Here is a 24,104-nt window from a genome sequence, read left to right on the forward strand (position 1 = left end):
GCGAACAGGCCGCGGCGTGATGATTAATGATCCAGCGCCTTGTACTTCTCACGCAGGTGGTTGCGGATATAGACCGCCGCCATGTTCAGCACCACGATGACCAGCACCAGCAGCAACGCGGTGGCGTACACCAGCGGCCGCGCGGCCTCGACGTTGGGGCTCTGGAAGCCGACGTCGTAGATGTGGAAGCCCAGGTGCATGATCTTCTGATCCAGGTGCAAGTAAGGATAATTGCCGTCCAGCGGCAGCGAAGGCGCCAGCTTAACCACGCCCACCAGCATCAGCGGCGCCACTTCACCGGCAGCGCGCGCTACGGCGAGAATCAGACCGGTCATCATCGCCGGGCTGGCCATCGGTAGCACCACGCGCCACAGCGTTTCGATCTTGGTGGCACCGAGGGCCAGGGAGCCTTCGCGAACGGCGCGCGGAATCCGTGCGAGGCCTTCTTCAGTAGCGACAATCACCACTGGCAAGGTCAGGATCGCCAGCGTTAACGACGCCCACATCAAGCCCGGCGTACCAAAGGTCGGCGCCGGTGCCGATTCGGGGAAGAACATGCTATCGAGCGAACCGCCCAGCACATAGACGAAAAAGCCTAAGCCAAACACGCCGTAGACAATCGCCGGTACGCCCGCAAGGTTGTTTACGGCAATGCGGATCACCCGCGTCAACGGCCCCTGCTTGGCATATTCGCGCAGGTAAATCGCCGCGACCACACCAAACGGGGTAACGATCACGGCCATGATCAGGGTCATCATCACGGTGCCGAAGATGGCCGGGAAGATGCCGCCTTCGGTATTGGCCTCACGCGGGTCGTCGCTGACAAACTCCCACAGTTTGGCGAAGTAGAAGCCCAGCTTGTCCAGATTGGACATCGCATTGGGCTGAAAGGCCCGCACCACTTTGCCCAGGCTCAACGTTAGCTCACGACCATCGACTGTCTTGAGTGTGACGCTGTCGCGGTTAAACGCCTCATGGAGGGCAATCAGCTCGGTTTCCAGCACCTTGTACTCGGCATCCCACTGCGCGCGCTCGGCAGCCATCTCAGCTTGGGCCACTTCGGTCAGCTTGCCTTGCAGCTCCAGCTTGCGGGTTTTCAAACGGATGCGCTCAAGCCCGGCGTTGATTCGACCGATGTCCTTCTTCTCCAAACGCACCAGCTTTTTATGCAGCTGCTCGACGCGCTCAATGCGCTCCTGCAGCGCTGGCCAGCTGGCATCCCCTTCAGCCACCAGCTCGCCGGCTTGTTTGACGCTGACCAGATAGCCATAGAAGTTGCCCCACTCGCGGCGCTCCAGCGCCGTGAGGTTTTCTGGCGTGCGCAGGTTGCTCAGCCATTCGCCAACCACCCAGGTGAAGTCCGCGCCGTAGAGATCGCGGTTACCCACCTTGAGCAATTCGCGGGTCATAAACTCGCCACCCTTGACGTCGACCGGCAAACCAGAAGCGGCCAAACGGGCGCGAGGCACCTCTTCGACCCGCGTAATTTCACCGGCCATCACCTTGGCTGCCTGACCAGGGACTTGGTAGTCAACTTCGACGATATCCGCCGGCCAGAAGTGGCCGAGGCCGCGCACGGCGATCACCATCATCAGGCCAAGAGTCATGATCACCGCGATTGTCACCGCGCCGGCGTTCATCCAGATCCACGGCGTACCGCTCTTGAACCAGGTATTTAGGTTGTTCTGTTTCACGGACATATACCTTCCCAGACCTTAGAGCGAGGCGTACTTGACGCGCAGACGCTGGCGCACTACTTCTGCCAGGGTGTTCATGAAAAAGGTGAAGCCCAGCAGCACCAGTGCCGAGAGGAAAAGTACGCGGTAGTGAGTACCCCCGACCTCCGACTCAGGCATTTCCACCGCCACGTTGGCCGCCAGAGTGCGCAAGCCTTCAAAGATGTTCATGTCCATGATTGCGGTGTTGCCGGTGGCCATCAGCACGATCATGGTTTCGCCGACGGCGCGGCCCATGCCGATCATCACGGCCGAGAAGATGCCCGGGCTGGCGGTGAGAATCACCACCCGAGTCAGGGTCTGCCATGGCGTGGCACCGAGTGCCAGTGAGCCAAAGGTCAGGCTCTTGGGCACGCTGAACACCGCATCCTCAGCAATCGAGAAGATGGTCGGAATCACCGCAAAGCCCATGGCCAGGCCAACCACCAGTGCATTGCGCTGATCGAAGGCGATGCCCAAGTCATTGCTCAGCCACAGGCGCATATTGCCGTCGAACAGCCAGTTTTCCAGATGCCCACTCATGGCCAGCGAGACATAGCCAACCGCCAGGACTATCGGGATCAACAGCACCGACTCCCAGCCATCTGGCACATTCAAACGGATTGATTCGGGCAAACGACTCCACAGGTAACCGGCGAGCAAGATGCCAATTGGAGTAAAAATCAGCAGGCTGAAGATGCCCGGCAGGTGGCCTTCCAAATAGGGTGCGAGGAACAGGCCGGCGAAGAAACCGAGAATCACCGTCGGCAGCGCCTCCATCAGTTCAATCACCGGTTTGATCTTGCGACGGAGCACCGGGGCCATGAAGTAGGCGGTGTACAGCGCGGCAGCAATGGCCAGTGGCGTTGCCAGAAGCATGGCGTAAAAGGCCGCTTTCAGGGTACCAAAGGCCAGCGGTGCCAGGCTCAGCTTGGGTTCGTTATCGGTGCTGGCAGAGGTCGACTGCCAGACGTAACCGGGTGCGTCATAGTTCTCATACCAGACCTTGCCCCACAGTGAACTCCAGGAAATTTCCGGGTGTGGGTTGTCGATAATCAGGCGTTGCAACTGGCCTTCGCTCTCGACCAGTACGCGGTTGGCACGCGGCGACAGGGCTATCAGGGCCTGACCCTCGGCGACCGGCTCGACCAGCAGGGTGCGGTGCGCGGTGCTGTGGAAAATGCCCAGGTTGCCTTTGGCATCCAAGGCGAAGAAACCCTTGCGACGCTCCTCAGGAATAATCTGGATGATCGGGCTGTCGGCCAACTGGAAATTGCGAATCGACGTCAGCGATGCCTTGCCATCGTCTTCGCGCACCATAAACCACTGACCAATACCGCCAGCGCTATCACCGATCAGCAGCGAGATGCCACCGAGCAGCGGCGTGGCATTGCTGACTTCCAGCTTGGCATCCGCCAGCAGCTTGTAGCGACCATTCAGCGTATTACTGCGCATGTCGAAGACATCTGCCGTGGCCCGACCGTTGATCACGTACATCCACATGTGCCGTGGGTCGATGATCAGCTCCTTGATCGGCTCCGCGATCTGCGGCAGAACGATACGCTCCTCAGTGAGGGCCACCTCGCCGGTCATCATGTTTTCTTCACGGCCCAGGCTGAGCACGTGCAGCTGCGCACCGGTGGAACCCGCCAGCATCAGGGTGCCGCCGTTCAGGCTTAGACCGAGGTGATCAAGCTCACGGCCCTGGACGTCGAGCTCGATTGGCGCGTCGCCGAACGGGAACTCAATCTTCGGCGTGACGGTTTGCACATCATTCGGGTAACTGAGCTTGTAGACATGCTGGAACACCAGCACCTGGCCATTGGACAGGCCTAGGGCAACGCGATTGCTGCCCGGCTGGTCCTGGCCGAGCGAGGTAATCCGCGCATCCGCCGGGATCGGCAGCTGAACGCTGCTCAGCGGCTGCATTTTCTTCGCATCGAAGAACTGCACCTGGCCGCTCTGATCCAGGCGCATAGCCACCTGGTTCTGTTCTTCTAGAGTCAGCAGCAGCGGCGCAGCGGCTTCATTTAACCAGGCGACCTGTACCGGCTCGCGGCTGTCCAGGCTTGCGCCTTGGAACATCGGCAGGACTACATAGGCCAGATAGAAAAAGATCAGGGTAATAGCGCCCAGCACTGCCATGCCACCGAAGGAAATCGCCCAGCGGGCAATCCTGTCTTTCAGTGCACGCAGACGACGCTTGCGCTGCAGGGCGGGGGTGTTGAAGTCCAGCCCGAGAGATTTGGATGTGGCGGTCATGGTTTCACTAGCCAAGTCATTCATAGGTAAGAGCGTCTCTGCGCAGCCATGAGCGCGCCATAGTGAGTTCTGTCGCTATCTGAGCGGCTAACTCTAACCACACTTTATGACAGAAAAGTTACAGCGCTTTGACAAAGCAACGCCCACCTGTCGTAAACGAAGGCGGGCGTGCGACTTACGGAGGCGTCCTTGCCAGTGTCCGGGTTATTACAGCCCCAGATCCTTCAGGGTTTTGGCCGCCACTTTGCTTGGCAGCGGAATGTAGCCGTCTTTCACTACAACTTCCTGGCCTTGCTTGGACAGCACCAGCTTGATGAACTCAGCGTCCAGCGGGCTCAGCGGCTTGTTAGGCGCTTTGTTGACGTAGACGTAGAAGAAACGGGCCATTGGAAACTTACCAGCCAGGGCGTTTTCTTCGTTAGCGTCATAGGCTTCGCCGCCTTTTTTCGACAATGGCACAGTCTTCACGCTTGAAGTCTTGTAACCGATGCCCGAGTAGCCGATGGCATTGATGGTGCTGGAGATCGACTGCACCACGGAAGCCGAACCCGGCTGCTCGTTGACGTTGGCCTTGAAGTCGCCTTTGCACAGGGCGGCTTCTTTGAAGTAGCCGTAAGTACCGGATACCGAGTTACGACCGAACAACTGGATCGGCTTGGCCGCCCACTCGCCCGTCATACCCAGGTCGCCCCAAGTTTTGATGTCGGTCGCGCCGCCGCACAGACGAGTGCTGGAGAAGATGGCGTCAACCTGAGCCATGTCCAGGCTTTTGATCGGGTTATCTTTGTGCACAAATACCGCCAGGGCGTCGATCGCCACCGGCACTTTAGTTGGCTTGTAGCCATACTTTTCTTCAAACGCCTGGATCTCCGCATCCTTCATTTCACGGCTCATCGGGCCCATGCTGGCGGTGCCTTCAGTCAGCGCTGGTGGAGCAGTAGAGGAACCGGCGGCTTGAATCTGGATATTGACGTTCGGGTATTCCTTTTTGAACTCTTCAGCCCACAGAGTCATCAGGTTAGCCAGGGAGTCGGAGCCCACACTGGACAGGTTGCCCGACACGCCGGAAGTCTTGGTGTAGCTCGGCAAAGCCGGATCGACAGCAGCAACCGCAGTGGCAGTAGCCACACCAGCGGCGACAAAAGTCATGGCCGCCATCAAACGCTTAAGTTTCATGCCTTACTCCTGGAAAACTAGTGTTGGATTGAACGGGGCCAAGTATCTGTAGGCCGCATGACGACTGTATGTAATCAATGTGACAGTTAGATGACCGCCACACTTATTGCCAAACTCTCGGCTTATCGCTGCAGGCCAGGTGCCATGGTCGCCCTGCGACTGCCGAGTCGCTATACTCGCAGCGCCCGTACTCCTGCGGGCCTGCTGGGTGCACCCGCGATAGCTGTAGAGCCTGGCTCGCCGCCACCGCCTCGCCCCACACCGCGCCAATAAAAACAACCGCGCCGCGAGCCTAGACCGATGCACGATTTCGAACAGGAAGACCCCATACCGCAAGGCGACCTGGCTTTGCAGATCACCGCACTGCCGCGTGAAACCAACGGGTTTGGCGATATTTACGGCGGCTGGCTGGTATCGCAAATGGACCTGGCCGGCACCGCCATGGCCAGCAAGGTGGCGGGCGGGCGCGTCGCCACCGTGGCCATCGACCGCATGGCCTTCCTCGTACCGGTGGCGGTGGGCGCGCAGTTGTCCTTTTACACGCAAACCGTGGAAATAGGCCGCAGCTCAATCCAGATGCTGGTCGAAGTGTGGAGCGATGACCCGCTGTCCAGCGAATGGCGCAAGGTCACCGAGGCCGTATTCGTCTTCGTCGCCATTGATGGCAGTGGCCGTACTCGCTCCGTTCCGGCACGCCGCTAACCGCCGCTACCGAAACGAAAATGCCGGCCCTAGGGCCGGCATTTTGCTGTGTACCAGACGTTAGCCGCGGATGTTGTAGATATCCTTCTCGTTCAACTCAGCGTAGTCATACAGGCGCTGCAGATAAGCTTTCTGCTGGGCCCACACTTTGCTCGCGACAGGATCAGCCGCCGCACTGGCATCAACCACTTCGGCTGCCACACCCTTGAGCTTGGCCAGCACTTCATCCGGCAGGCGACGCACTTCCACGCCTTCGGATTTGAGCTGCTCCAGCGCTTCCATGTTCTTGGCGTTGTAATCGTCGAGCATATCGGCGTTTACATCGCGGGCGGCGGCGCGAACGATGGCCTGCAGGTCAGCCGGCAGGGTATCCCAGGCCTTGATGTTGATATCCAACTCAAAGGTCACGTTCGGCTCTTGCCAGCCGGGTGTGTAGTAGTACTTAGCCGCTTTATGCAGTCCCAACGCTTGGTCGTTATATGGGCCGATCCACTCGGTGGCATCGATGGCGCCGGTTTGCAGCGCGGTGAAAATCTCACCCGCTGGCATGTTGACCACGGTGCCGCCCATTTTGGTCAGCACTTCGCCGCCCAGGCCTGGGGTGCGCATTTTCAGGCCCTTGAAGTCGTCAACGCTGTTGATTTCCTTGTTGAACCAACCTGCGGTCTGCACGCCCGTCGCGCCGCAAGCGATCGGAAGCACGCCAAAGGGTTTGTAGGTTTCTTCCCACAGCTGCATGCCGCCGCCTTTATGCAGCCAGGCGTTCATTTCCTGGGCATTCGGGCCAAATGGCAGGGCACAGAAGAACTGCGCAGCCGGTACTTTACCTTTCCAGTAGTACGGTGCTCCGTGGCCCATTTCCGCCGTACCGCGGCTCACGGCATCGAATACTTCCAGCGCCGGCACCAGCTCGCCAGCGGCATAAATCTTGACCTTCAAACGGCCATTGCTCATTTCTTCAACCAGCTTGGCGAACCGCTCGGCACCCACACCTACGCCGGGGAAGTTCTTCGGCCAGGAGGTGACCATTTTCCAGTTGAAGGTTTGGCCGCTCGCGCCCTCTTGGGGCTTACCAGCGGTTTCAGCCTCTTGTTTGCAACCGGCCAAAGCCGTGGCTGCAAGGCCCACACCTGCTGCTGCGAGAATTTGACGACGTTTCATGCAATGCTCCTTTATTGTTGTAGTGGTCTGACCACAGGATCGCTGCGGACCCACCGCGCCTGAGTAACATAGGGGTAAGTGACTCTCAAGCCTAGCGGATACGACTAAAGTTGTAGTGCCATTGCCGCACGCGAGAAGGCCTGCCTAGAATCGCCGGCCTGCCTACAAAGCCCATAACCATAAGAAGGACTCACGATGTCCGACAAGCCCCCGTTTCTGCTCGGTCTTGCTCATCTGATCGACTCATTCAACGCCAACTTCGGTAAAGCCTGCGCCTGGCTGACACTGTTTCTGGTCCTCGGCACCGCCATCGTAGTGATTCTGCGTTACGGTTTCGGCATCGGCGCAACCGCCCTGCAAGAAGCCGTGCTGTACGGCCACGCGCTGGTATTCATGGGCGCCGCGGCCTGGGTGCTGCAGCGCAACGGCCATGTGCGGGTCGACATCTTCTACCAGGCATTCAGCCCACGACGTAAAGCGCTGGTCGATAGCCTCGGCACGCTGCTTTTCCTCCTGCCGGTATGCCTGTTCCTTGGCTGGGCCAGCTGGGACTACGTCAGCAACTCCTGGGCAACGCTGGAGGGTTCAAGCGAATCCGGCGGTCTGAAATTCGTCTACCTGCAGAAGAGCATCATCTTGGTGCTGGTGATCAGCCTGGTCTTACAAGGAATCTCCGACTTGATCAAATTCGCCAATATCCTCAGCGGTCGCCTGCCCGCCGTGGAGGTGACCCATGGCTGAGTTGATGGCCATTCTGCTGTTTATCAGCATCTGTGCGGCCCTGATGGGCGGCTTCCCGGTGGCCTTCACCCTGGGTGGTGTATCGCTGCTGTTTGCCGGCATCGGCATTCTCACCGGCACCTTCGATGGCGGCTACCTAAGCGCCCTGCCCAACCGCCTGTTCGGCATCATGAACAACCAGACCATGCTGGCGGTGCCGCTCTTCGTGTTTATGGGGGTGATGCTGGAGAAGTCTAGGGTTGCCGAGGACCTTCTGGAATCCATGTCACGGCTGTTCGGCACCTTGCGCGGCGGTCTGGCGATTTCCGTATGCGTGGTCGGTGCGCTGCTCGCCGCCAGCACCGGCATCGTCGGCGCCACCGTGGTGACCATGGGTCTACTGGCCCTGCCAACCATGCTGCGCAGAGGTTACGACCCGGCGATTGCCACCGGCACCTTGGCCGCTACAGGCACCCTCGGGCAGATCATCCCGCCATCGATTGTGCTGGTACTGCTGGGTGACGTGATGTCCAGTGCCTACTCCCAGGCGCAATTGAAGATGGGCATCTTCTCGCCGAAAACCGTCTCGGTCGGCGACCTGTTCGTTGGTGCGCTGATCCCTGGGTTGCTGCTGGTCGGCATGTACATCCTTTACATCATTGGCGTGGCGATCTTCCAGCCGAAGAAGCTACCTGCCCTGCCGCAGGAAGAACTCGGGCCGATTGAATGGGGCAAACTGATCAACGCTCTGGTCCCGCCGCTGCTGCTAATTGGCGCAGTGCTCGGCTCGATCCTCGCGGGTTATGCAACACCGACCGAAGCCGCGGCGCTCGGCGCACTGGGCGCGATGCTACTGGCCTTCTGCAAGGGCAAGCTGAATTTCGGCCAACTGCGTGAAGTGGCCTATGGCACCACCGAAATCAGCGCCATGGTCTTTATGATCCTGATCGGTGCGTCGCTGTTCTCCCTGGTGTTCCGCGGCTTCGGCGGCGAGGCGATGATCGAAGACGTGTTCGCGCAATTACCCGGCGGCGTACTCGGTGCGTTCTTCCTAGTGATGGTGGTGATCTTCCTGCTCGGTTTTATTCTCGACTTTATCGAGATCACCTTTGTGGTGGTGCCGATTGTCGGCCCGGTATTGCTGGCCATGGGTCTGGATCCGGTGTGGCTGGGCGTGATGATCGCGCTGAACCTGCAGACCTCCTTCCTCACCCCGCCATTTGGCTTCGCGCTGTTTTACCTGCGCGGCGTCACCCCGGCATCAGTGCCCACCAGCACCATCTATAAGGGCGTGCTGCCGTTTATCTTGATCCAAATATTCCTGTTAGTGATTGCCTATCAATTCCCAGGACTGATCACCTGGTTGCCGGAACAGGTCTACGGCAAGTAGGCCTTGCGCAAAGCACACAACGCCCGTCACTGACGGGCGTTTTGCATTCTCCGGCTAAGGTGCGCTCCAATAGCTTTTTAACGCTACGGTGAACATGCCAATGGCCAAGTCCCATGTAGAACGTATTGAGCGCGATGAGCTGACCTGCTGGCGGGTGCGCTATGGCACCGGCGAGCTTTTGATCAGCCAGCAAGGCGCGCAGATTCTTAGCTACCGAGAGGATGATCAGCCGCCGTTGATCTGGCTCAGCGAACAAGCGGCTTACGCACGCGGCCAGGGTGTACGTGGCGGTGTGCCCGTATGCTGGCCTTGGTTCGGTAGCCTGCAGCGCAACCCACAAGCCGTACAAGCCCTGCACGATGACCCGGCTGCGGCGCCTGCCCACGGTTTGGTGCGCAATCTCGACTGGCAACTGCTGGGCATTGAAAGCGGCGATGCGGGTGTGCACCTAGAGTTCGCTTACAACACCGCGACCCAGCCACTGCCTCACTGGCCGCACGCCGCCGAACTGCGCCTGTCCATTCGCCTGGACGGGCGCCTGCACATCGCCCTGCACAGCCATAACCTAGGCGCTTCACCACTGCCGATCAGCCAGGCGCTGCACAGCTATTTTGCCGTCAGCGATATTCACCAGGTTAGCGTCGAAGGCCTGCACGGCTGCCGCTATATCGAAACCTTGGAAGACTGGCAGCAACGCCAGCAAGACGGTCTGCTGCAGTTCAGCGGCGAGACCGACCGCATCTACCTCGACACCCCGGCGCAACTAAGCATCCTCGACCCTGCCTGGCAGCGGCGCATCCGGCTACACAGCAGCGGCTCGAACTCGGCCGTGTTGTGGAACCCCTGGACCGACAAAGCCCAGCGCCTCTCACAGTTCGCAGCGGATGCCTGGCCCGGCATGCTGTGTATCGAACACGCCAACGTGCTCGACGACATCCGCACACTGGCGGCGGGCGAGCACCATCAGCTCGCATTGAGCCTCTGGTCTGAACCCTTGAGCAATTAACCGACAGACGGCTTGTCGCCCCACCTCGCCGAGCCGCCTCACGCTCGGCTGCACGCCCCACGCCACATTCCAACCCAGAAAACCCTGCACTGCATCACACTAAGTTATCGCAAAGGCATAACTTCTGTGACGCGCCACTACTTTGCCAGTAAGCCATTACTTACATATAGATAGCTATATCCCTACATAACTTTTCTAACTCGCCTTATTGTGATGCGCCCCGCATATTTTTTAGGAACTATGGTTCCACTAATTAATCACTCAATATCGCCCACTGATACATATTTCACACTTTTTACGGTTGTCCGACAGTCGCCATAGGTCTAGGATGCCCACCTCACAAGGACATGCGCAACTTGTTGCACATATAAGTGCGCAACAAGTTGCGCACCGCCAGCGTAAGCAGGCGATATTAAAGACGTCGTAATGGCTTCTTAAAAGTTACGCGCATCAATAATCGAGTCATGGATGACCTATTCAAACAAGCTCACTGCTCATTATTTAGAGCTGGCCAAAAACCCTATTAACGAGGGTAACTTTGCCGGCACTGATGTCCGTTACTCAACGGAATATGAAGTCCTTGAGAATGAACTGGGCAAAGCCACGGCGCTGCATGAAACGGCCGCCATTGATTGGCAAAAAGTCCGCGAAAACAGCGAGATACTGCTCAGCGCCCATTCCAAGGATTTACGCGTCGCCGCCTGGCTGATCTGGGGGCTTTATCAGCGCGAATCCTTCCCCGGCCTGCAGGCCGGTTTCAGCCTGCTGCACTACCTGTGCCTCAATCACTGGGCCGAGCTACACCCGCGTAAGGCACGCACCCGTGCCGCCGCCATCAGTTGGCTGATCCCTCGTTTGGAACAGGCGCTGGCTGAACACGTCCCGATTGGCGAGCAACTGGCTCTGTTCCGCAGCCTGGCCGAACAATTACGTGCCCTGGAAACCTGTTTAGCCGAGCACCTGGGTGAAGATGCGCCGCTGCTGTTGCCGCTGTGCCGGCGCCTGGATGAGCTGGTAAAACGTGCCAGCCAGGGTCAGCCCGAACCCGGCTCTGTGGGCGCCGCGATTGCCCAGGTCAAGCAGGCCGCCAGCCAGATGCTGACCCCTGGCGCACCGGTGGAAAGTGAAAAGGAGGCGCACAAGAGCCTGCGCAGCCTGCAAGACCAGGCCCGCCCGTTGTGTGCCTATTGGCTGAAACAGAAGGCCAGCGACCTGCGCGCCCTGCGCTTGGCCCGCACCCTGCTGTGGCTGCCCATCGACAGCCTGCCAGAGCGTAATGCCGAGCAGATCACTGCGCTGCGCGGCTTGCCAGCGGACAAACTGGCCAGCTACCAGGAGCGCTTCCAGAACGGTCAGTACGCTGACCTGCTGGTCGACCTGGAAGCCAGCATCGCTCGCGCGCCCTTCTGGCTCGACGGCCAACACCTGGTCTGGCAATGCCTGCATGAGCTGGATGCCGAACAGGCCATGCGTGAAGTAGAAATCCAACTTGCGCTGTTTATGCAGCGCATGAGTGGCCTGGAAGAACTGCGTTTCCACGACGGCAGCGCCTTTGCCGACGGGCAGACTCGCGCCTGGATCAGCTCCCACGTACTGCCCCATGTGCATGCGCCGGTCAGCGAAAGCACTCCCGCCGCCAACGACAGTGGCAGCCAGCCGGCTTGGGACCTTGCCCTACAGGAAACCCTACCCAAGTTGCGCAAGGACGGCCTCAAATCCGCCGTACAGCAACTCAAACTCGGCCTGGCCGCAGCACGGGGTGGCCGCGAGCGTTTTTTCTGGCAACTGACCTTGGCGCGCCTGTGTTTCAGCGCCAAGAAATACGATCTCGCCAAAACCCAACTCGAATCACTCGACCAGACGCTACAGGCCACCGGCCTGGGCGACTGGGAACCCGATCTCGCCCTGGACGTACTGCGCATGCTGCACAGCTGCTGTGAGCTGCTGCCGCAAAACCACGCGGTGCGTGAAAGCAAGGAAGAGATCTACCGCAGGTTGTGCCACCTCGATCTTGAAGTGGTACTGGACTAGGCCCTCGGGCCATAACCGTAACGGAGAAAGACCATGGCCAAAGAAGGCTCGGTAGCCCCCAAGGAACGCATCAACGTCACTTTCAAGCCTGCCACCGGCGGTGCTCAGGAAGAGATCGAACTGCCGCTGAAACTGATGGTTCTGGGTGATTTCACCCAACGCGCCGACGATCGCAAGATCGAAGATCGCAAGCCGATCAGCATCGATAAAAACAGCTTCGATGAAGTGCTGGCCAAGCAGGAGCTCAACCTGACATTCGGCGTGCCGAATCGTCTGCAGGATGACGCCGAAGGCGACGACCTGGCTGTGCAACTGCGCATCAACTCGATGAAGGACTTCAACCCGGCCAACCTGGTCGAGCAAGTCCCAGAGCTGAAAAAGCTGATGGAACTGCGCGACGCCCTGGTAGCCCTGAAAGGCCCACTGGGCAACGCTCCAGCCTTCCGCAAGGCGATCGAAAGCGTGCTGGCTGACGACGACTCGCGTGAGCGCGTACTCGGCGAACTCGGCCTGGCTGCCCAAGGCAAGCTGGACTCCTGATTCAATTAACAAGGAAGCTAATTCATGAGCACTAGTGCAGCAGTAGAAAGCGGTCGCAGCGCCGCCGACCTCGGCATCCTCGACCGCATCATTGCCGAGACCAAACTGACTCCAGACGACGAAGCCTATGACATCGCCAAGCGTGGCGTGTCGGCCTTTATCGAAGAGTTGCTGAAGCCGCAGAACGAAAATGAGCCCGTTAAAAAGGCCATGGTCGACCGCATGATCGCGGAGATCGACGCCAAGCTCAGCCGGCAGATGGACGAAATCCTCCACAACGCCGAGTTTCAGGCCCTGGAGTCCTCCTGGCGCGGTCTGAAGTTGTTGGTGGATCGCACCAATTTCCGCGAAAACATCAAGCTGGAGATCATCAACGCCTCCAAGCAAGATCTGCTCGATGACTTCGAAGACAGCCCGGAAATCATGCAGTCCGGCCTGTACAAGCACATCTACACCGCTGAGTACGGCCAGTTCGGTGGCCAGCCGGTCGCTGCTCTGATCGCCAACTACTTCTTCGACCCGAGCGCGCCGGACGTCAAGACCCTGCAATACGTTGCCAGTGTCGCCAGCATGTCCCACGCGCCGTTTATCGCCGCTGCCGGTCCGAAGTTCTTCGGCCTGGAAAGCTACACCGGCCTGCCGGACCTGAAAGACCTGAAGGATCACTTCGAAGGCCCGCAGTTCGCCAAATGGCAGAGCTTCCGCGAGCAAGAAGATGCCCGCTATGTTGGCCTGACCGTACCGCGCTTCCTGCTGCGCAACCCGTACGACCCGGAAGACAACCCGGTGAAGACCTTCGTCTACAAAGAGAACGTCGCCAACAGCCACGAGCATTACCTGTGGGGCAACACCGCCTACACCTTCGCCTCCAAACTGACCGACAGCTTCGCCAAGTTCCGCTGGTGCCCGAACATCATCGGCCCACAGAGCGGCGGCGCAGTAGAAGACCTGCCGCTGCACCACTTCGAAAGCATGGGCGAGATCGAAACCAAGATCCCGACCGAAGTACTGGTCTCCGACCGTCGTGAATACGAACTGGCCGAAGAAGGCTTTATCGCCCTGACCATGCGCAAAGGCAGCGACAACGCCGCGTTCTTCTCCGCCAACTCGACGCAGAAGCCGAAGTTCTTCGGCATCAGTGAAGAAGGCAAAACCGCTGAGCTGAACTACAAACTCGGCACCCAACTGCCGTACATGTTCATCATCAACCGCCTGGCCCACTACCTGAAAGTGCTGCAGCGCGAGCAGATCGGCGCGTGGAAAGAGCGCACTGACCTCGAACTGGAACTCAACAAGTGGATCCGTCAGTTTGTTGCTGACCAGGAAAACCCAAGCTCCGAAGTCCGTAGCCGTCGTCCGCTGCGCGCCGCGCAAGTGATCGTCAGTGATGTTGATGGTGAGCCAGGCTGGTACCGCGTCAGCCTCAACGTGCGTCCGCACTTCAAGTACATGGGTGCCGATTTCACCCTGTCCTTGGTTGGCAAGCTGGACAAGGAGTAACACCCAGTGAGCTACGGAAGCCTATTCGAGCGCCTCGGCGGTGAAGCCAGCCAGCGCGCTGGCTGGAGCCGCGAGGTCGCCGCAATGGCCTCCGTGGCGACTCATCTGGCGAAAATGCTCAGCACCCGAGCCGGTAGTGTGCAAACGCTGCCGGACTACGGGTTGCCCGATCTCAACGATATGCGCCTGTCGCTGCACGATTCGCTGCAGCAAGCGCGTATCGCTATCGAACGCTTTATCGAAGCGTACGAACCGCGTTTAAGCGATGTGCGGGTGATTTCCCTACCCCGCGACAACAACCCACTGAGCCTGGCGTTTGCCATCGAAGGCCAGCTGGAAGTAGATGGCTTTAAACGCCAAGTCAGTTTCTCCGCGCGCCTGGACGGCAGCGGACAGGTCAAGGTCAACTAAGGAGAGCCCATGTCCGGTAAACCCGCAGCCCGCGTCAGCGACCCCACTGTCTGTCCGCTTCCTGGCCACAGCAAGAATCCAATCACCGTTGGCTCACCCAACGTGCTGTTCGACAACCTGTCCGCCGCACGCCAAGACGACCCAACTGCCTGCGGCAGCTCCTTGGCCAGCAACGTGATCAGCAATGTACTGATCAACGGTAAGCCAGCTACCACGGTGGGCACTGTGGGAAATCACGGCAATCCGGTTGTGGCTGGTTCTGGAACAGTAATTATTGGGAATAGTGGGGGTGGGGCGCCGTTTGTCCCTCCGACTCCTATGGATATCAAAGGGGTGTTCGATGAGTTCTTCGTTCTGCTCGACCAAGACTCCGGTGCACCGCTGAGCGGAATGTCCTATGTGCTCCGCAGCGCAACCGGCAAAGAGATCCATGGTGTCACTGGAGTGGACGGGAAAACCGACAAACTCCGCTCTTCGAGTGCAGAAACCATTGAGCTGGTTATCGCCGAACAATCCGAAGTAGTGATTGCCTGACTACGTGGAGATCTGCACATGTCCGATATCGTTCTGAAATCCACGCTCACACCGAGCTCGCAAAACCCACAAGGAACGGCCTCGCAGGTTCGCTTGTTCAAGATCACAGATATTCCAGCGGCCATGGACAAGATGGGCTGGCAGGTTTCCGCGAAGCTAATGCGGCATTGGTTCCAAGGAAATCCCTGGGGCACCCCCAGCGGCGGTATGGCCGAATTAGTGAAGAGCCATAAACAAATGCCCCCTGCTCAATATATGGAGGAGACCATAGTCACATACCAATGGTTGATGGCCTTTCCCAGGGTGGTGAGGGTTCGTAACGAGCTAAGAGCTGCCTGGAACAATGCCAAAGCAACCGAGCTTATCCGCCGTAATATCCTCAGGGAGTTTGGTCAGCACTCTGGCGGCTGCTTCCCACTGTCTTTCAATGGCCAGGGTAGCAAAGCCGAGGCTTTCGGTTACGCCAATAGCCGTGCGGTCACTTTCGACACTCTAGGCGATGAGCTCAATGATTTGCGCGGCGCACTGGCCAACTTCAATTTACGAGTGACGGTTGAAGGTACCGTCAACGCATTTCCGGACAAGGTGACCTTCATCGCTGACCGCATAGGGTTCTATGTCGAAGATGCATATGACTTTAACGACGAGAGCCTACTCAGCCAGCCACTCGGATATTGGAACTTCGACGGTATCGCGGATGGCCTGACAGACAGCCTCAGTAACAACGCCAATATCGACTACGAAAAAGCAAAGGTGGTTGCTACAGCTCCGTTCACTGGCGATGACGTTGAACAGCGTTTCAAGGACTTAGAAAGCAAGCGCTATTTCTTGATATCCAACAGCCATTTCGTGAAGTACCGCTCGATGCATAAGAAAGGTGGTGACTTCGTCGTCTATTCCGATATCGGCTACGAGACTATTACTCCGGTCACCTTCGAGTTTAAAAAATGAATACCCGAAAGGCCTCTATGACCCTGCTGCTGCCAATATCACTCTTGCTCCTGCTTTTCGGAGCGATTCACATCGCCACCACTCAGAAAGCGCAGTACTCATACCCCAGCCCCTCGGGAAGATACATTTTCCAGAACGTGCTATTGGCACCTTGGCTCGGAGCTTGGTGCGATCTTGCCTACATCCGCGTCATCGACACCCAGGCACCAGACTCCACCTTCCGTACGCCGCTTTACGACAAGAACTACACGGACATGCGCTCGCACGAAGATGACAGAACCGTAGGCATTATTTGGTTCGACTTCGACAAACAGCAGCAGTCCTTCAAAATTGGCGTGCCGGACTGGCAAGACAGCTGGATGAACCTGTTCATCAGCAATACCCCTTACCATGTTATCGAGAACTGACGCGATGTACTTCTACCAACACATCCGCAGAGAGATATCCGGGGGCAAGAGATATCCGAGGACAGACCACAATTCCTCGGAAACCACGTCCACACAAATCGTGGTCTGTCCCTTGATTACGACTAAGCACCTCGCCCTGCTTTCCCTATTCGTGCTCGGAGGTTGCACAGCGCAACCGAAAACGGTGTTTATCGCCGACCTGGAAAATCGTTGCAGCTATCCGGTCGACATCACCGCCTACGAGTACTCCAACGCCAAAGAGCCGTTCGTATTGAACAAACGCGTCGAGAGTGGCGAAGTGGCCGAGGTGCTGTCCTATATCTCCTTCGACGACGAGTTGCAGAACAGTTTCCCGGACAGCTATCGCCTCAATATCGCCGCGAATGGCCGCTCCTACTCACTGGACAAGCCACGTTTCCTAGCCCTGCTCGAACGCTCGCACCACGAGCGCAGAGGCAACGCTATATACAACTGGAGAATCAGCGACACGACTCTGTGTCCATGATCAACGCCCACGGATGAGCACCTTGAATGTCTTTTAACCACTACTACCAGAGCGAACTCACCGCCCTGCGCCAACTCGGTAAGCGCTTTGCCGAGCGCAGCCCGGCGTTGGCGCCGTTTCTTGGGCAGAGCGGGCGCGACCCGGATGTCGAGCGCTTGCTGGAAGGTTTTGCCTTTCTCACTGGACGTTTGCGGCAGAAGCTCGATGATGAACTACCGGAGCTGACCCACTCGCTGATGCACCTGCTGTGGCCCAACTATATGCGCCCGCTGCCGGCGTTCAGCATGCTGCAGTTCGACCCACTTAAGCGCCCTGGCCCGGCCCTGTCAGTACCACGCAATACGCCGGTGGAATCCAAGCCGATCCAGGGCGTGACCTGTCGTTTCAGTACCGCTTTCACCACCGAAGTGCTGCCATTGGCGCTCAACGCGCTGGACTACTCGGTAAAAGGTGATGGCGCACTGCTTAGTCTGCGCTTAGGCATGACGGCTGATGGTCACCTTGGCGAGCTCAACCTCAAGCAATTGCGCCTGCACCTGTCGGGTGAGCGCTATATCAGTCAGTTGCTCTACCTCAGCCTGTTGCGTCATTTGGGCGGCATACAGTTGGTGTTGCTCGATGCTGCAGGCAAGCCGCTGCAAGACAACCTCGGCCGCCCCTTGGATGGCCTGCACCTGCCCGCCAGCAATGTGCAGCCTGTCGGTTTTGCCGAAGATGAAGCGCTGATCCCTTACCCGCTCAACACCTTCCGCGGTTATCGCTATCTGCAGGAGTATTTCGCCTTCCAGGAAAAATTCCTGTTCACCGACATCATCGGCCTGGATGCACTCAAGCGCCTGCCCGAAGACGTGCTCAAGCAGGCACGCGGCCTGGAGCTGCGTTTCGATATCCATAAAGCCGGCGTACAACGCATTCGCCCAACCCTGGATAACGTGCGTTTGTACTGCACGCCAGTGGTCAACTTGTTCGCCCATGACGCCATCCCGATTCGCTTGGACGGCAAGCAGGATCAATACCTGCTCTTACCTTCCGAGCTCGACTCGCAGCACTGTGGCGTGTTCTCGGTGGACCGGGTCACCGGCTGGAAGCCCGGCGGCAAGGGTTACGAGGAGTACGTGCCGTTCGAATCCTTCGAACACGACGCCAGCTTTGACGTGCCCCTGGCGCGCCCGCATTACAGCGTACGACAGCAACCGTCGCTGCTCGGCGACGGGCTGGAAACTTACCTGAGCTTCGGCCTGCGTAACCTCGATCAGCATGAAACCCTATCGATTGAGCTGACCTGCACCAACCAAAATCTGCCGCGCCAACTGGGCCTCGGCGATATCTGCATGCCCAGTGAAGACACCCCGGAGTTTCTAACCTTCCGCAATATCAGCGCGGTCACCCCGAGCTACGCACCGCCGCTGCACCGCGACTTTCTCTGGAAGCTGATCAGCAATATGTCGCTGAACTACCTGTCGCTGGCCAACGTCGAGGCGCTCAAGGTGATTCTCGAAACCTACGACCTGCCGCGCTATTACGACCAACACGCGGAGAAGGTCAGCAAGCGCCTACTCGACGGAATGAAAAGCATCAGCCACCAGCACGTCGACCGCCTGCACCGTGGCCTGCCAGTACGTGGTGTCCGCACACAACTGACGATCAACCCCGAAGGCTATGTCGGCGAAGGTGACCTGTTTCTCTTTGCCTCGGTGCTCAATGAGTTTTTCGCCCTGTATGCCAGCCTGAATTCGTACCACGAGCTACGCGTACAGAGCACACAGGGAGAGGTGTACCAATGGACGCCGCGCATGGGGTTACAACCCCTGCTATGAAGCCTTGGACACAGACATGCCCGCTCGCACCAAGCAAAGCACTACTGGGCTTCGAAGCCATTGGAGCCGCACCCGACTTTACGAGGTGTAAATGAGCATTCTGAGCCCCACTGCCACGCCGCCTGAGCGAAGCACGGCCGACTTTGGACCGGTCATCACCCGGTTGAGCCGAGGCATCCGCGAGTACAGCCTGTTCCAGGGCGTACAGCTGGTGCTGGAGCGTTTGCAAGCCGCCCATCCGGAGCTGGATGAAGAAGCGCTGTATCAGCGCCTGGAACTGCAAGCCAACCCAAGCATGGGCTTCCCCGGTAGTGATATCGACCGCGTGCAGTTTTTTGAAGAACACGGCGAACTGCGCGCACGCATGCGCATTAACTTGGTCAGCCTATTTGGTGCCGGCTCGCCCCTGCCGGCCTTCTACGGTGAACAAGCATTGGGCGACAGTGAAGACGGCAACCCCACGCGGGATTTCCTCGACCTGTTCAACAACCGCCTGCAACGCCTGCTGCTGCCCACCTGGCAGAAATACCGCTACCACACACGTTTTCAGAGTGGTGCAGCCGACCCTTTTTCGGCGCACCTGTTTGCCCTGATCGGCCTCGGCGGCGAAACCATTCGCAGCGCCTCCGAGCTGAACTGGAAGCGCCTGCTGCCCTACCTCGGCCTGCTCAGCCTGCGCGCCCACTCGGCGGCATTGATCGAGTCGGTGCTGCGCTACTACTTCAAGCACGCTGACCTGCACATCGAGCAGTGCCTGGAGCGCCAGGTGGAGATTCTCGGCGAGCAACGTAATCGCCTCGGTTTGGCCAACAGCCAACTAGGCGAAAGCCTGGTGCTCGGCGAGTTTGTGCGCGACCGCGGCGGCAAGTTCCGCATCCATGTACGCCAGCTCAACTGGGACCGTTTCCACGAGTTCCTGCCCATCGGCAGCGGCTACCAACCGCTCTGCGCGCTGGTGCGTTTCACCCTGCGCGACCCGCTGGATTACGACATCCGCCTGGAACTGCGCCAGGACGAAGTACGCGAATTGCGCCTCGGCGCGGACAACCCCTGCCTGCTGGGCTGGACCACCTGGCTGGGGCGTGACAACGCCGACGGCGTGGTCACCCTCGGTAGCAAAGCTCATTAAGGAAGATGGAAGATGATCAACGTCGACTTGCAGCAACTGGTTCAGGCCCTCGACGCCGCCACTAAATATGACCTCGAATGCGCCGCCGAGCGCTGCGTCGTCCGTGGCGGCAGCAAGATTCTGGTCGAAGACCTGCTGCTTGGCCTACTGGAGCGCCCGGAAAGCCTGCTCAGCCGCGCCCTGCAGGATGCCGAAGTAGATTCCGGTGAATTGGCCCGCGCGCTGCAACCGCGCGGCGAACACAGCGAATCGCGCAACCCGGTATTCGCCACCGAACTGGTGCAATGGCTGCAGGATGCTCTGCTGGTGGCCAGCCTTGAGCTGGGCCAGAGCCAAGTCGATCAGGCCGCACTGATCCTCGCCCTGCTGCGCAATCCGATGCGTTACGCCGGCAGCCACTACCAACCGCTGCTAGCCAAGCTCAATGCCGAGCGCCTGCGCGAATTCGCCATGGCCCAGCAGCCCGAGCAAAGCGCAGGCAAAGCGCCCAATACTGGGGAATCGAACCTGTCGCGCTTTACCCACAACTTCACTCAGCAGGCCCGTGACGGCAAGCTCGACCCGGTGCTGTGCCGCGATGCGGCGATTCGCCAGATGATCGACATCCTCGCCCGTCGGCGTAAAAGCAACCCGATCGTGGTCGGCGAGGCCGGTGTCGGTAAAACCGCCATCGTCGAAGGCCTTGCCTTGCGCATTGCTGCCGGCGAAGTGCCGGACGCACTCAAAGGTGTCGAGTTGCTGTGCCTGGATCTCGGCCTGCTGCAAGCCGGTGCTAGCGTCAAAGGCGAGTTCGAACGCCGTCTGCAAGGCGTGATCGATGAGGTCAAAGCCTCGCCTAAACCGATCATCCTGTTTATTGACGAAGCCCACACCCTGATCGGTGCCGGTGGCCAAGCCGGCAGCGGCGATGCGGCCAACCTGCTCAAGCCCGCCTTGGCCCGTGGCGAACTGCGCACCATCGCCGCCACCACCTGGAGCGAGTACAAGAAGTACTTCGAGAAAGACCCAGCCCTAGCCCGCCGCTTTCAGCCGGTGCAGTTGCACGAACCCACAGTCGAAGAAGCCGTGACCATCCTGCGGGGCCTGGCGCCGGTGTACGAGAAGAGCCACGGCATTTACCTGCGCGACGACGCAGTGGTCGCGGCGGCTGAGCTGTCCGCCCGCTACTTGGCAGGCCGTCAGCTGCCGGATAAAGCCGTGGATGTGCTCGACACCGCCTGTGCTCGCGTGCGCATCAGCCTGGCCGCCGCACCAGAAGCGCTGGAGCGTTTGCGCGGTGAAATCGCCGAAGGCGAACGCCAGGGTGAAGCCATGGGCCGCGATATGGAAGCCGGTCTACAGATCGACAGCGAGGCCCTCGCCCAGCTGCAACAGCGCCTCAGTGAGGCCCGCGCCGAACTGGAACAGATCGAAACCCGCTGGTCGGTGCAGCGCGAACTGGCCGAGCGCTTGCTGGAGTTACGCAAACAGTGCGCGATGGCACGTCAGGCCACCAGCGAAGAAAAAGCCGACGCTGAACCAGAATACGACTTGGCTCAACTGGAAGCGGAGCTGCGCGAAATTCAAGCCGAACTGGCGACTGCCCAGACCCAAGAGCGCCTGGTCAGCTTCGAAGTGTGCCCACGCCTGGTCGCCGAAGTGATCAGCCACTGGACTGGCGTACCGCTGAGCCAACTGGCGCGCGAGCACAACAGCAAGGTGCTGAGCTTTGCCAGCGACCTGCGCCAGCGCGTGCGCGGCCAGGAACAAGCCATCGCCGCGCTGGACCGCTCGATGCGCGCCACTGCGGCCGGCCTCAATCGCGCCGATGCCCCCGTGGGCGTATTCCTGCTGGTTGGCCCCAGCGGCGTCGGCAAAACCGAAACCGCACTGGCCCTGGCTGACCTGCTCTACGGCGGCGAGCGCTTCCTCACCACCATCAACATGTCCGAGTTCCAGGAGAAGCACACCGTCTCCCGGCTGATCGGCGCGCCACCCGGTTACGTCGGCTATGGCGAAGGCGGCATGCTCACCGAAGCGGTACGACAGAAGCCCTACTCCGTGGTGCTGCTCGACGAGGTGGAAAAAGCCGATCCCGATGTGATGAACGTGTTCTATCAGATCTTCGACAAAGGCGTGGCCAACGACGGTGAAGGCCGTGAGATCAACTTCCGCAACACGCTGATTCTGATGACCAGCAACCTCGCCAGCGAGCGCATCGCCAGCCTCTGTCAGGACGGCCAGCGGCCGGCGGCAGAAGATTTGGAAAACGCGATTCGCCCGACCCTGAGTCAGCACTTCAAGCCAGCGCTGCTCGGCCGCATGCGCGTGGTGCCGTACTACCCAATCAATGGCGAAGTGCTCAACGAGCTGGTCGGTCTCAAATTGGTGCGCTTTGGCGAGCGCCTGCAACGTCGCCAATTGCAGTTCAGCTACGCCCCTGCCCTGCTGGAAAATCTGGCCGAGCGCTGCAGCCACAGCGACAGCGGCGCACGCCTGATCGATCACCTGATCGACCAGTACCTACAACCGCTGGTGGTCGATCGTTTGCTGGATGCCATGGCCAACGGTGAAAAGCTGCAACGTGTGCACGCCACCTTGGACGGTGAAGGATCGGTGGTTTGTGAGTTCGCTTAACGTGCCGCTGATGTTCAGCCAAGTGCCGCAGCCGCTGCATTACGCCGAAACGCTGCTGCAGCATTTCGCCCTGCTGGCCCGTGCGGCCACGGGCGATGCATTGCTCGGCGGCCTGGTGGAAAGCGCCGCGCAGTTGTCTGGTTGCGAGCTGAGTCAGTTGTACCTGCTCGACGCCACCCACACCCGCCTGACCCTGTCCGCCGAATGGCAGGACGGCGTGCTGCAACCGCGCGCCGAGTCCAGCCTGCCCAGCGACTATGACGGCGAGCAGCTGCTGCAATACTGCCTGTGCCAAAACCAGACGCTCAGCCTTAATGAGCTGGACAGCAGCCTGCACCAGACCGGCTTCCTTCCCGAGGCCCCACAAGCGTGGCGCAGCTTGCTGTGCCAGCCATTGCTCGACGAACAGAAACAGGTCAACGGCCTGCTGCTGATCGCCAGCCAGCGTGCCCGTGACCTGCAAGGCTTCGCCAGCTCGCTGGGCCATCTGGGCAGCTTTGCTATTGCCCAATTGCACCTGCTACAACGCCTGCGCACAACGGATGCGCCGTACACCCCAACGCCAGTCAGCACGCCTTGCGCCAGCGGTTACGGGCTGATCGGCGACAGCCCTGCGATGCGCAGCGTTTACCAACTGATCAGCAAAGTACTGCACAACCCGGTGAGCGTATTGCTGGCGGGCGAAACCGGTACCGGCAAAGAATTAGTCGCCCGCGCCATTCACGATTGCGGCTTCCGCCGCAGCAAAGCCTTTGTCGTGCAGAACTGCGCCTCGCTGCCAGAGAACCTGCTGGAAAGTGAGCTATTCGGCTACCGCAAAGGCGCCTTCAGCGGCGCCGATCGCGACCATCAGGGTCTGTTTGATGCAGCCGATGGCGGCACGCTGTTCCTCGATGAAATCGGCGACATGCCGCTGAGTCTGCAAGCCAAGCTGCTGCGCGTATTGCAGGAAGGCGAAGTGCGCCCGCTGGGTTCGACTGCCACCCACAAGGTCGATGTGCGCATCGTCTCAGCCACTCACCACAACCTGCGCAGCCTGGTCGAAGAAGGTCGCTTTCGCGAAGACCTGTTCTACCGCTTAGCGCAGTTCCCTATCGAGCTGCCGGCCTTGCGCGAACGTGAGCAGGACATCCTCACCTTGGCCCGGCACTTTGCCGACAAGGCCAGCGCCTTTCTGCAACGCAACCCGTGCCGCTGGGCTGACCGCACCCTGGACCAACTGGCCAGCTACGCCTTCCCCGGCAACGTGCGCGAGCTCAAAGGCATGGTCGAACGCGCGGTGCTGCTCTGCGAAGGCGGCGAGCTACTGCCCGAGTATTTCAACCTGCGTCAGGACAGCAGCCCGGACGACAGTGGCATGAACCTGCGCGAGCGCATGGAACGCGTCGAACGCAGCCTGCTGCTCGACTGCCTGCGCAAAAACCGTGGCAACCAAACCAGCGCCGCCTGCGAACTGGGCCTGCCGCGCCGCACCCTGCTGTACCGCATGCAGCGGCTGAGTATCAGCCCAGCTGATGTGTAAGGCTTAAGG

20 protein-coding genes are annotated in these 24,104 nt (G+C 59.5%); 16 read left to right on the plus strand and 4 right to left on the minus strand.

Annotation, left to right across the window (positions count from 1 at the left end):
* Positions 1-23 precede the first annotated feature (23 nt).
* From pstA to D8779_RS06680, 3 genes are all read right to left on the minus strand, one after another.
* The gene (gene pstA / locus D8779_RS06670) at positions 24-1,700 is read right to left on the minus strand and encodes a phosphate ABC transporter permease PstA (RefSeq protein WP_167492533.1); all 1,677 of its coding nucleotides are present in this window, start codon (positions 1,698-1,700) and stop codon (positions 24-26) included.
* A 15-nt stretch (positions 1,701-1,715) separates the two neighbouring features.
* Positions 1,716-4,001, minus strand: coding sequence for an ABC transporter permease subunit (locus tag D8779_RS06675; protein ID WP_136663652.1), 2,286 nt, complete (start codon positions 3,999-4,001; stop codon positions 1,716-1,718).
* 183 nt (positions 4,002-4,184) lie between these two features.
* A complete protein-coding gene (locus tag D8779_RS06680) occupies positions 4,185-5,153 on the minus strand; it encodes a PstS family phosphate ABC transporter substrate-binding protein (protein WP_136663653.1) in 969 nt (322 codons plus the stop codon).
* A gap of 300 nt (positions 5,154-5,453) precedes the next feature.
* Between D8779_RS06680 and D8779_RS06685 the strand changes: the two genes are divergently transcribed.
* The gene (locus tag D8779_RS06685) at positions 5,454-5,855 is read left to right on the plus strand and encodes an acyl-CoA thioesterase (protein WP_136663654.1); all 402 of its coding nucleotides are present in this window, start codon (positions 5,454-5,456) and stop codon (positions 5,853-5,855) included.
* A gap of 60 nt (positions 5,856-5,915) precedes the next feature.
* Here D8779_RS06685 and D8779_RS06690 read toward each other — a convergent pair whose 3' ends face one another.
* Complete coding sequence (locus tag D8779_RS06690; RefSeq protein WP_136663655.1) at positions 5,916-7,016, minus strand: TRAP transporter substrate-binding protein; 1,101 nt, start codon at positions 7,014-7,016, stop codon at positions 5,916-5,918.
* Between the two features lie 195 nt (positions 7,017-7,211).
* Between D8779_RS06690 and D8779_RS06695 the strand changes: the two genes are divergently transcribed.
* The 15 genes from D8779_RS06695 to D8779_RS06765 all read left to right on the plus strand — a co-directional run bounded on the left by D8779_RS06695 (position 7,212) and on the right by D8779_RS06765 (position 24,095).
* Complete coding sequence (locus tag D8779_RS06695; protein ID WP_136663656.1) at positions 7,212-7,757, plus strand: TRAP transporter small permease subunit; 546 nt, start codon at positions 7,212-7,214, stop codon at positions 7,755-7,757.
* Positions 7,750-9,126 (plus strand): TRAP transporter large permease, encoded by a 1,377-nt coding sequence (locus D8779_RS06700; RefSeq protein ID WP_136663657.1) that lies wholly within the window; start codon positions 7,750-7,752, stop codon positions 9,124-9,126. The genes D8779_RS06695 and D8779_RS06700 overlap by 8 nt, the downstream gene beginning before the upstream one ends.
* A 100-nt stretch (positions 9,127-9,226) precedes the next feature.
* A complete protein-coding gene (locus D8779_RS06705; protein ID WP_136663658.1) occupies positions 9,227-10,132 on the plus strand; it encodes a D-hexose-6-phosphate mutarotase in 906 nt (301 codons plus the stop codon).
* Between the two features lie 468 nt (positions 10,133-10,600).
* On the plus strand, positions 10,601-12,163 hold the full coding sequence (gene tssA, locus D8779_RS06710) for a type VI secretion system protein TssA (RefSeq protein WP_136663659.1): 1,563 nt from the start codon (positions 10,601-10,603) through the stop codon (positions 12,161-12,163).
* Between the two features lie 33 nt (positions 12,164-12,196).
* The gene (gene tssB / locus D8779_RS06715; RefSeq protein WP_136663660.1) at positions 12,197-12,703 is read left to right on the plus strand and encodes a type VI secretion system contractile sheath small subunit; all 507 of its coding nucleotides are present in this window, start codon (positions 12,197-12,199) and stop codon (positions 12,701-12,703) included.
* A gap of 24 nt (positions 12,704-12,727) precedes the next feature.
* Positions 12,728-14,203, plus strand: a complete 1,476-nt coding sequence (tssC, locus tag D8779_RS06720) for a type VI secretion system contractile sheath large subunit (RefSeq protein WP_090240793.1) — start codon at positions 12,728-12,730, stop codon at positions 14,201-14,203.
* 6 nt (positions 14,204-14,209) lie between these two features.
* Positions 14,210-14,614 (plus strand): type VI secretion system baseplate subunit TssE, encoded by a 405-nt coding sequence (gene tssE, locus D8779_RS06725; protein WP_136663661.1) that lies wholly within the window; start codon positions 14,210-14,212, stop codon positions 14,612-14,614.
* A gap of 9 nt (positions 14,615-14,623) precedes the next feature.
* Positions 14,624-15,148, plus strand: coding sequence for a PAAR domain-containing protein (locus tag D8779_RS06730; RefSeq protein WP_136663662.1), 525 nt, complete (start codon positions 14,624-14,626; stop codon positions 15,146-15,148).
* Between the two features lie 18 nt (positions 15,149-15,166).
* A complete protein-coding gene (locus tag D8779_RS06735) occupies positions 15,167-16,099 on the plus strand; it encodes a DUF6402 family protein (protein WP_136663663.1) in 933 nt (310 codons plus the stop codon).
* Positions 16,100-16,116: 17 nt separating this feature from the next.
* Positions 16,117-16,506 (plus strand): hypothetical protein, encoded by a 390-nt coding sequence (locus D8779_RS06740; RefSeq protein ID WP_136663664.1) that lies wholly within the window; start codon positions 16,117-16,119, stop codon positions 16,504-16,506.
* A gap of 112 nt (positions 16,507-16,618) precedes the next feature.
* Positions 16,619-17,011 (plus strand): hypothetical protein, encoded by a 393-nt coding sequence (locus D8779_RS06745; RefSeq protein WP_240789690.1) that lies wholly within the window; start codon positions 16,619-16,621, stop codon positions 17,009-17,011.
* A 26-nt stretch (positions 17,012-17,037) separates the two neighbouring features.
* Positions 17,038-18,828 carry a type VI secretion system baseplate subunit TssF gene (gene tssF, locus D8779_RS06750; RefSeq protein WP_136663665.1) on the plus strand — a complete coding sequence of 597 codons (1,791 nt, stop codon included), beginning with the start codon at positions 17,038-17,040 and terminating at the stop codon, positions 18,826-18,828.
* A 91-nt stretch (positions 18,829-18,919) separates the two neighbouring features.
* On the plus strand, positions 18,920-19,957 hold the full coding sequence (gene tssG / locus D8779_RS06755; protein ID WP_136663666.1) for a type VI secretion system baseplate subunit TssG: 1,038 nt from the start codon (positions 18,920-18,922) through the stop codon (positions 19,955-19,957).
* A 12-nt stretch (positions 19,958-19,969) separates the two neighbouring features.
* Positions 19,970-22,573, plus strand: a complete 2,604-nt coding sequence (gene tssH / locus D8779_RS06760) for a type VI secretion system ATPase TssH (protein ID WP_136663667.1) — start codon at positions 19,970-19,972, stop codon at positions 22,571-22,573.
* Positions 22,574-22,583: 10 nt separating this feature from the next.
* On the plus strand, positions 22,584-24,095 hold the full coding sequence (locus D8779_RS06765; RefSeq protein WP_136664446.1) for a sigma-54 interaction domain-containing protein: 1,512 nt from the start codon (positions 22,584-22,586) through the stop codon (positions 24,093-24,095).
* Positions 24,096-24,104: the final 9 nt, after the last annotated feature.

The sequence above is a fragment of the Pseudomonas leptonychotis genome (assembly GCF_004920405.1).
In the GTDB taxonomy this organism is placed as follows: Bacteria; Pseudomonadota; Gammaproteobacteria; order Pseudomonadales; family Pseudomonadaceae; genus Aquipseudomonas; species Aquipseudomonas leptonychotis.

Coding starts and splice junctions, on each gene's coding strand:
- pstA (WP_167492533.1), bottom strand. CDS start 1,700: ATGTCCGTGAAACAGAACAACCTAAATACCTGGTTCAAGAGCGGTACG.
- D8779_RS06675 (WP_136663652.1), bottom strand. CDS start 4,001: ATGAATGACTTGGCTAGTGAAACCATGACCGCCACATCCAAATCTCTC.
- D8779_RS06680 (WP_136663653.1), bottom strand. CDS start 5,153: ATGAAACTTAAGCGTTTGATGGCGGCCATGACTTTTGTCGCCGCTGGT.
- D8779_RS06685 (WP_136663654.1), top strand. CDS start 5,454: ATGCACGATTTCGAACAGGAAGACCCCATACCGCAAGGCGACCTGGCT.
- D8779_RS06690 (WP_136663655.1), bottom strand. CDS start 7,016: ATGAAACGTCGTCAAATTCTCGCAGCAGCAGGTGTGGGCCTTGCAGCC.
- D8779_RS06695 (WP_136663656.1), top strand. CDS start 7,212: ATGTCCGACAAGCCCCCGTTTCTGCTCGGTCTTGCTCATCTGATCGAC.
- D8779_RS06700 (WP_136663657.1), top strand. CDS start 7,750: ATGGCTGAGTTGATGGCCATTCTGCTGTTTATCAGCATCTGTGCGGCC.
- D8779_RS06705 (WP_136663658.1), top strand. CDS start 9,227: ATGGCCAAGTCCCATGTAGAACGTATTGAGCGCGATGAGCTGACCTGC.
- tssA (WP_136663659.1), top strand. CDS start 10,601: ATGACCTATTCAAACAAGCTCACTGCTCATTATTTAGAGCTGGCCAAA.
- tssB (WP_136663660.1), top strand. CDS start 12,197: ATGGCCAAAGAAGGCTCGGTAGCCCCCAAGGAACGCATCAACGTCACT.
- tssC (WP_090240793.1), top strand. CDS start 12,728: ATGAGCACTAGTGCAGCAGTAGAAAGCGGTCGCAGCGCCGCCGACCTC.
- D8779_RS06730 (WP_136663662.1), top strand. CDS start 14,624: ATGTCCGGTAAACCCGCAGCCCGCGTCAGCGACCCCACTGTCTGTCCG.
- D8779_RS06735 (WP_136663663.1), top strand. CDS start 15,167: ATGTCCGATATCGTTCTGAAATCCACGCTCACACCGAGCTCGCAAAAC.
- D8779_RS06740 (WP_136663664.1), top strand. CDS start 16,117: ATGACCCTGCTGCTGCCAATATCACTCTTGCTCCTGCTTTTCGGAGCG.
- tssF (WP_136663665.1), top strand. CDS start 17,038: ATGTCTTTTAACCACTACTACCAGAGCGAACTCACCGCCCTGCGCCAA.
- tssG (WP_136663666.1), top strand. CDS start 18,920: ATGAGCATTCTGAGCCCCACTGCCACGCCGCCTGAGCGAAGCACGGCC.
- tssH (WP_136663667.1), top strand. CDS start 19,970: ATGATCAACGTCGACTTGCAGCAACTGGTTCAGGCCCTCGACGCCGCC.
- D8779_RS06765 (WP_136664446.1), top strand. CDS start 22,584: ATGTTCAGCCAAGTGCCGCAGCCGCTGCATTACGCCGAAACGCTGCTG.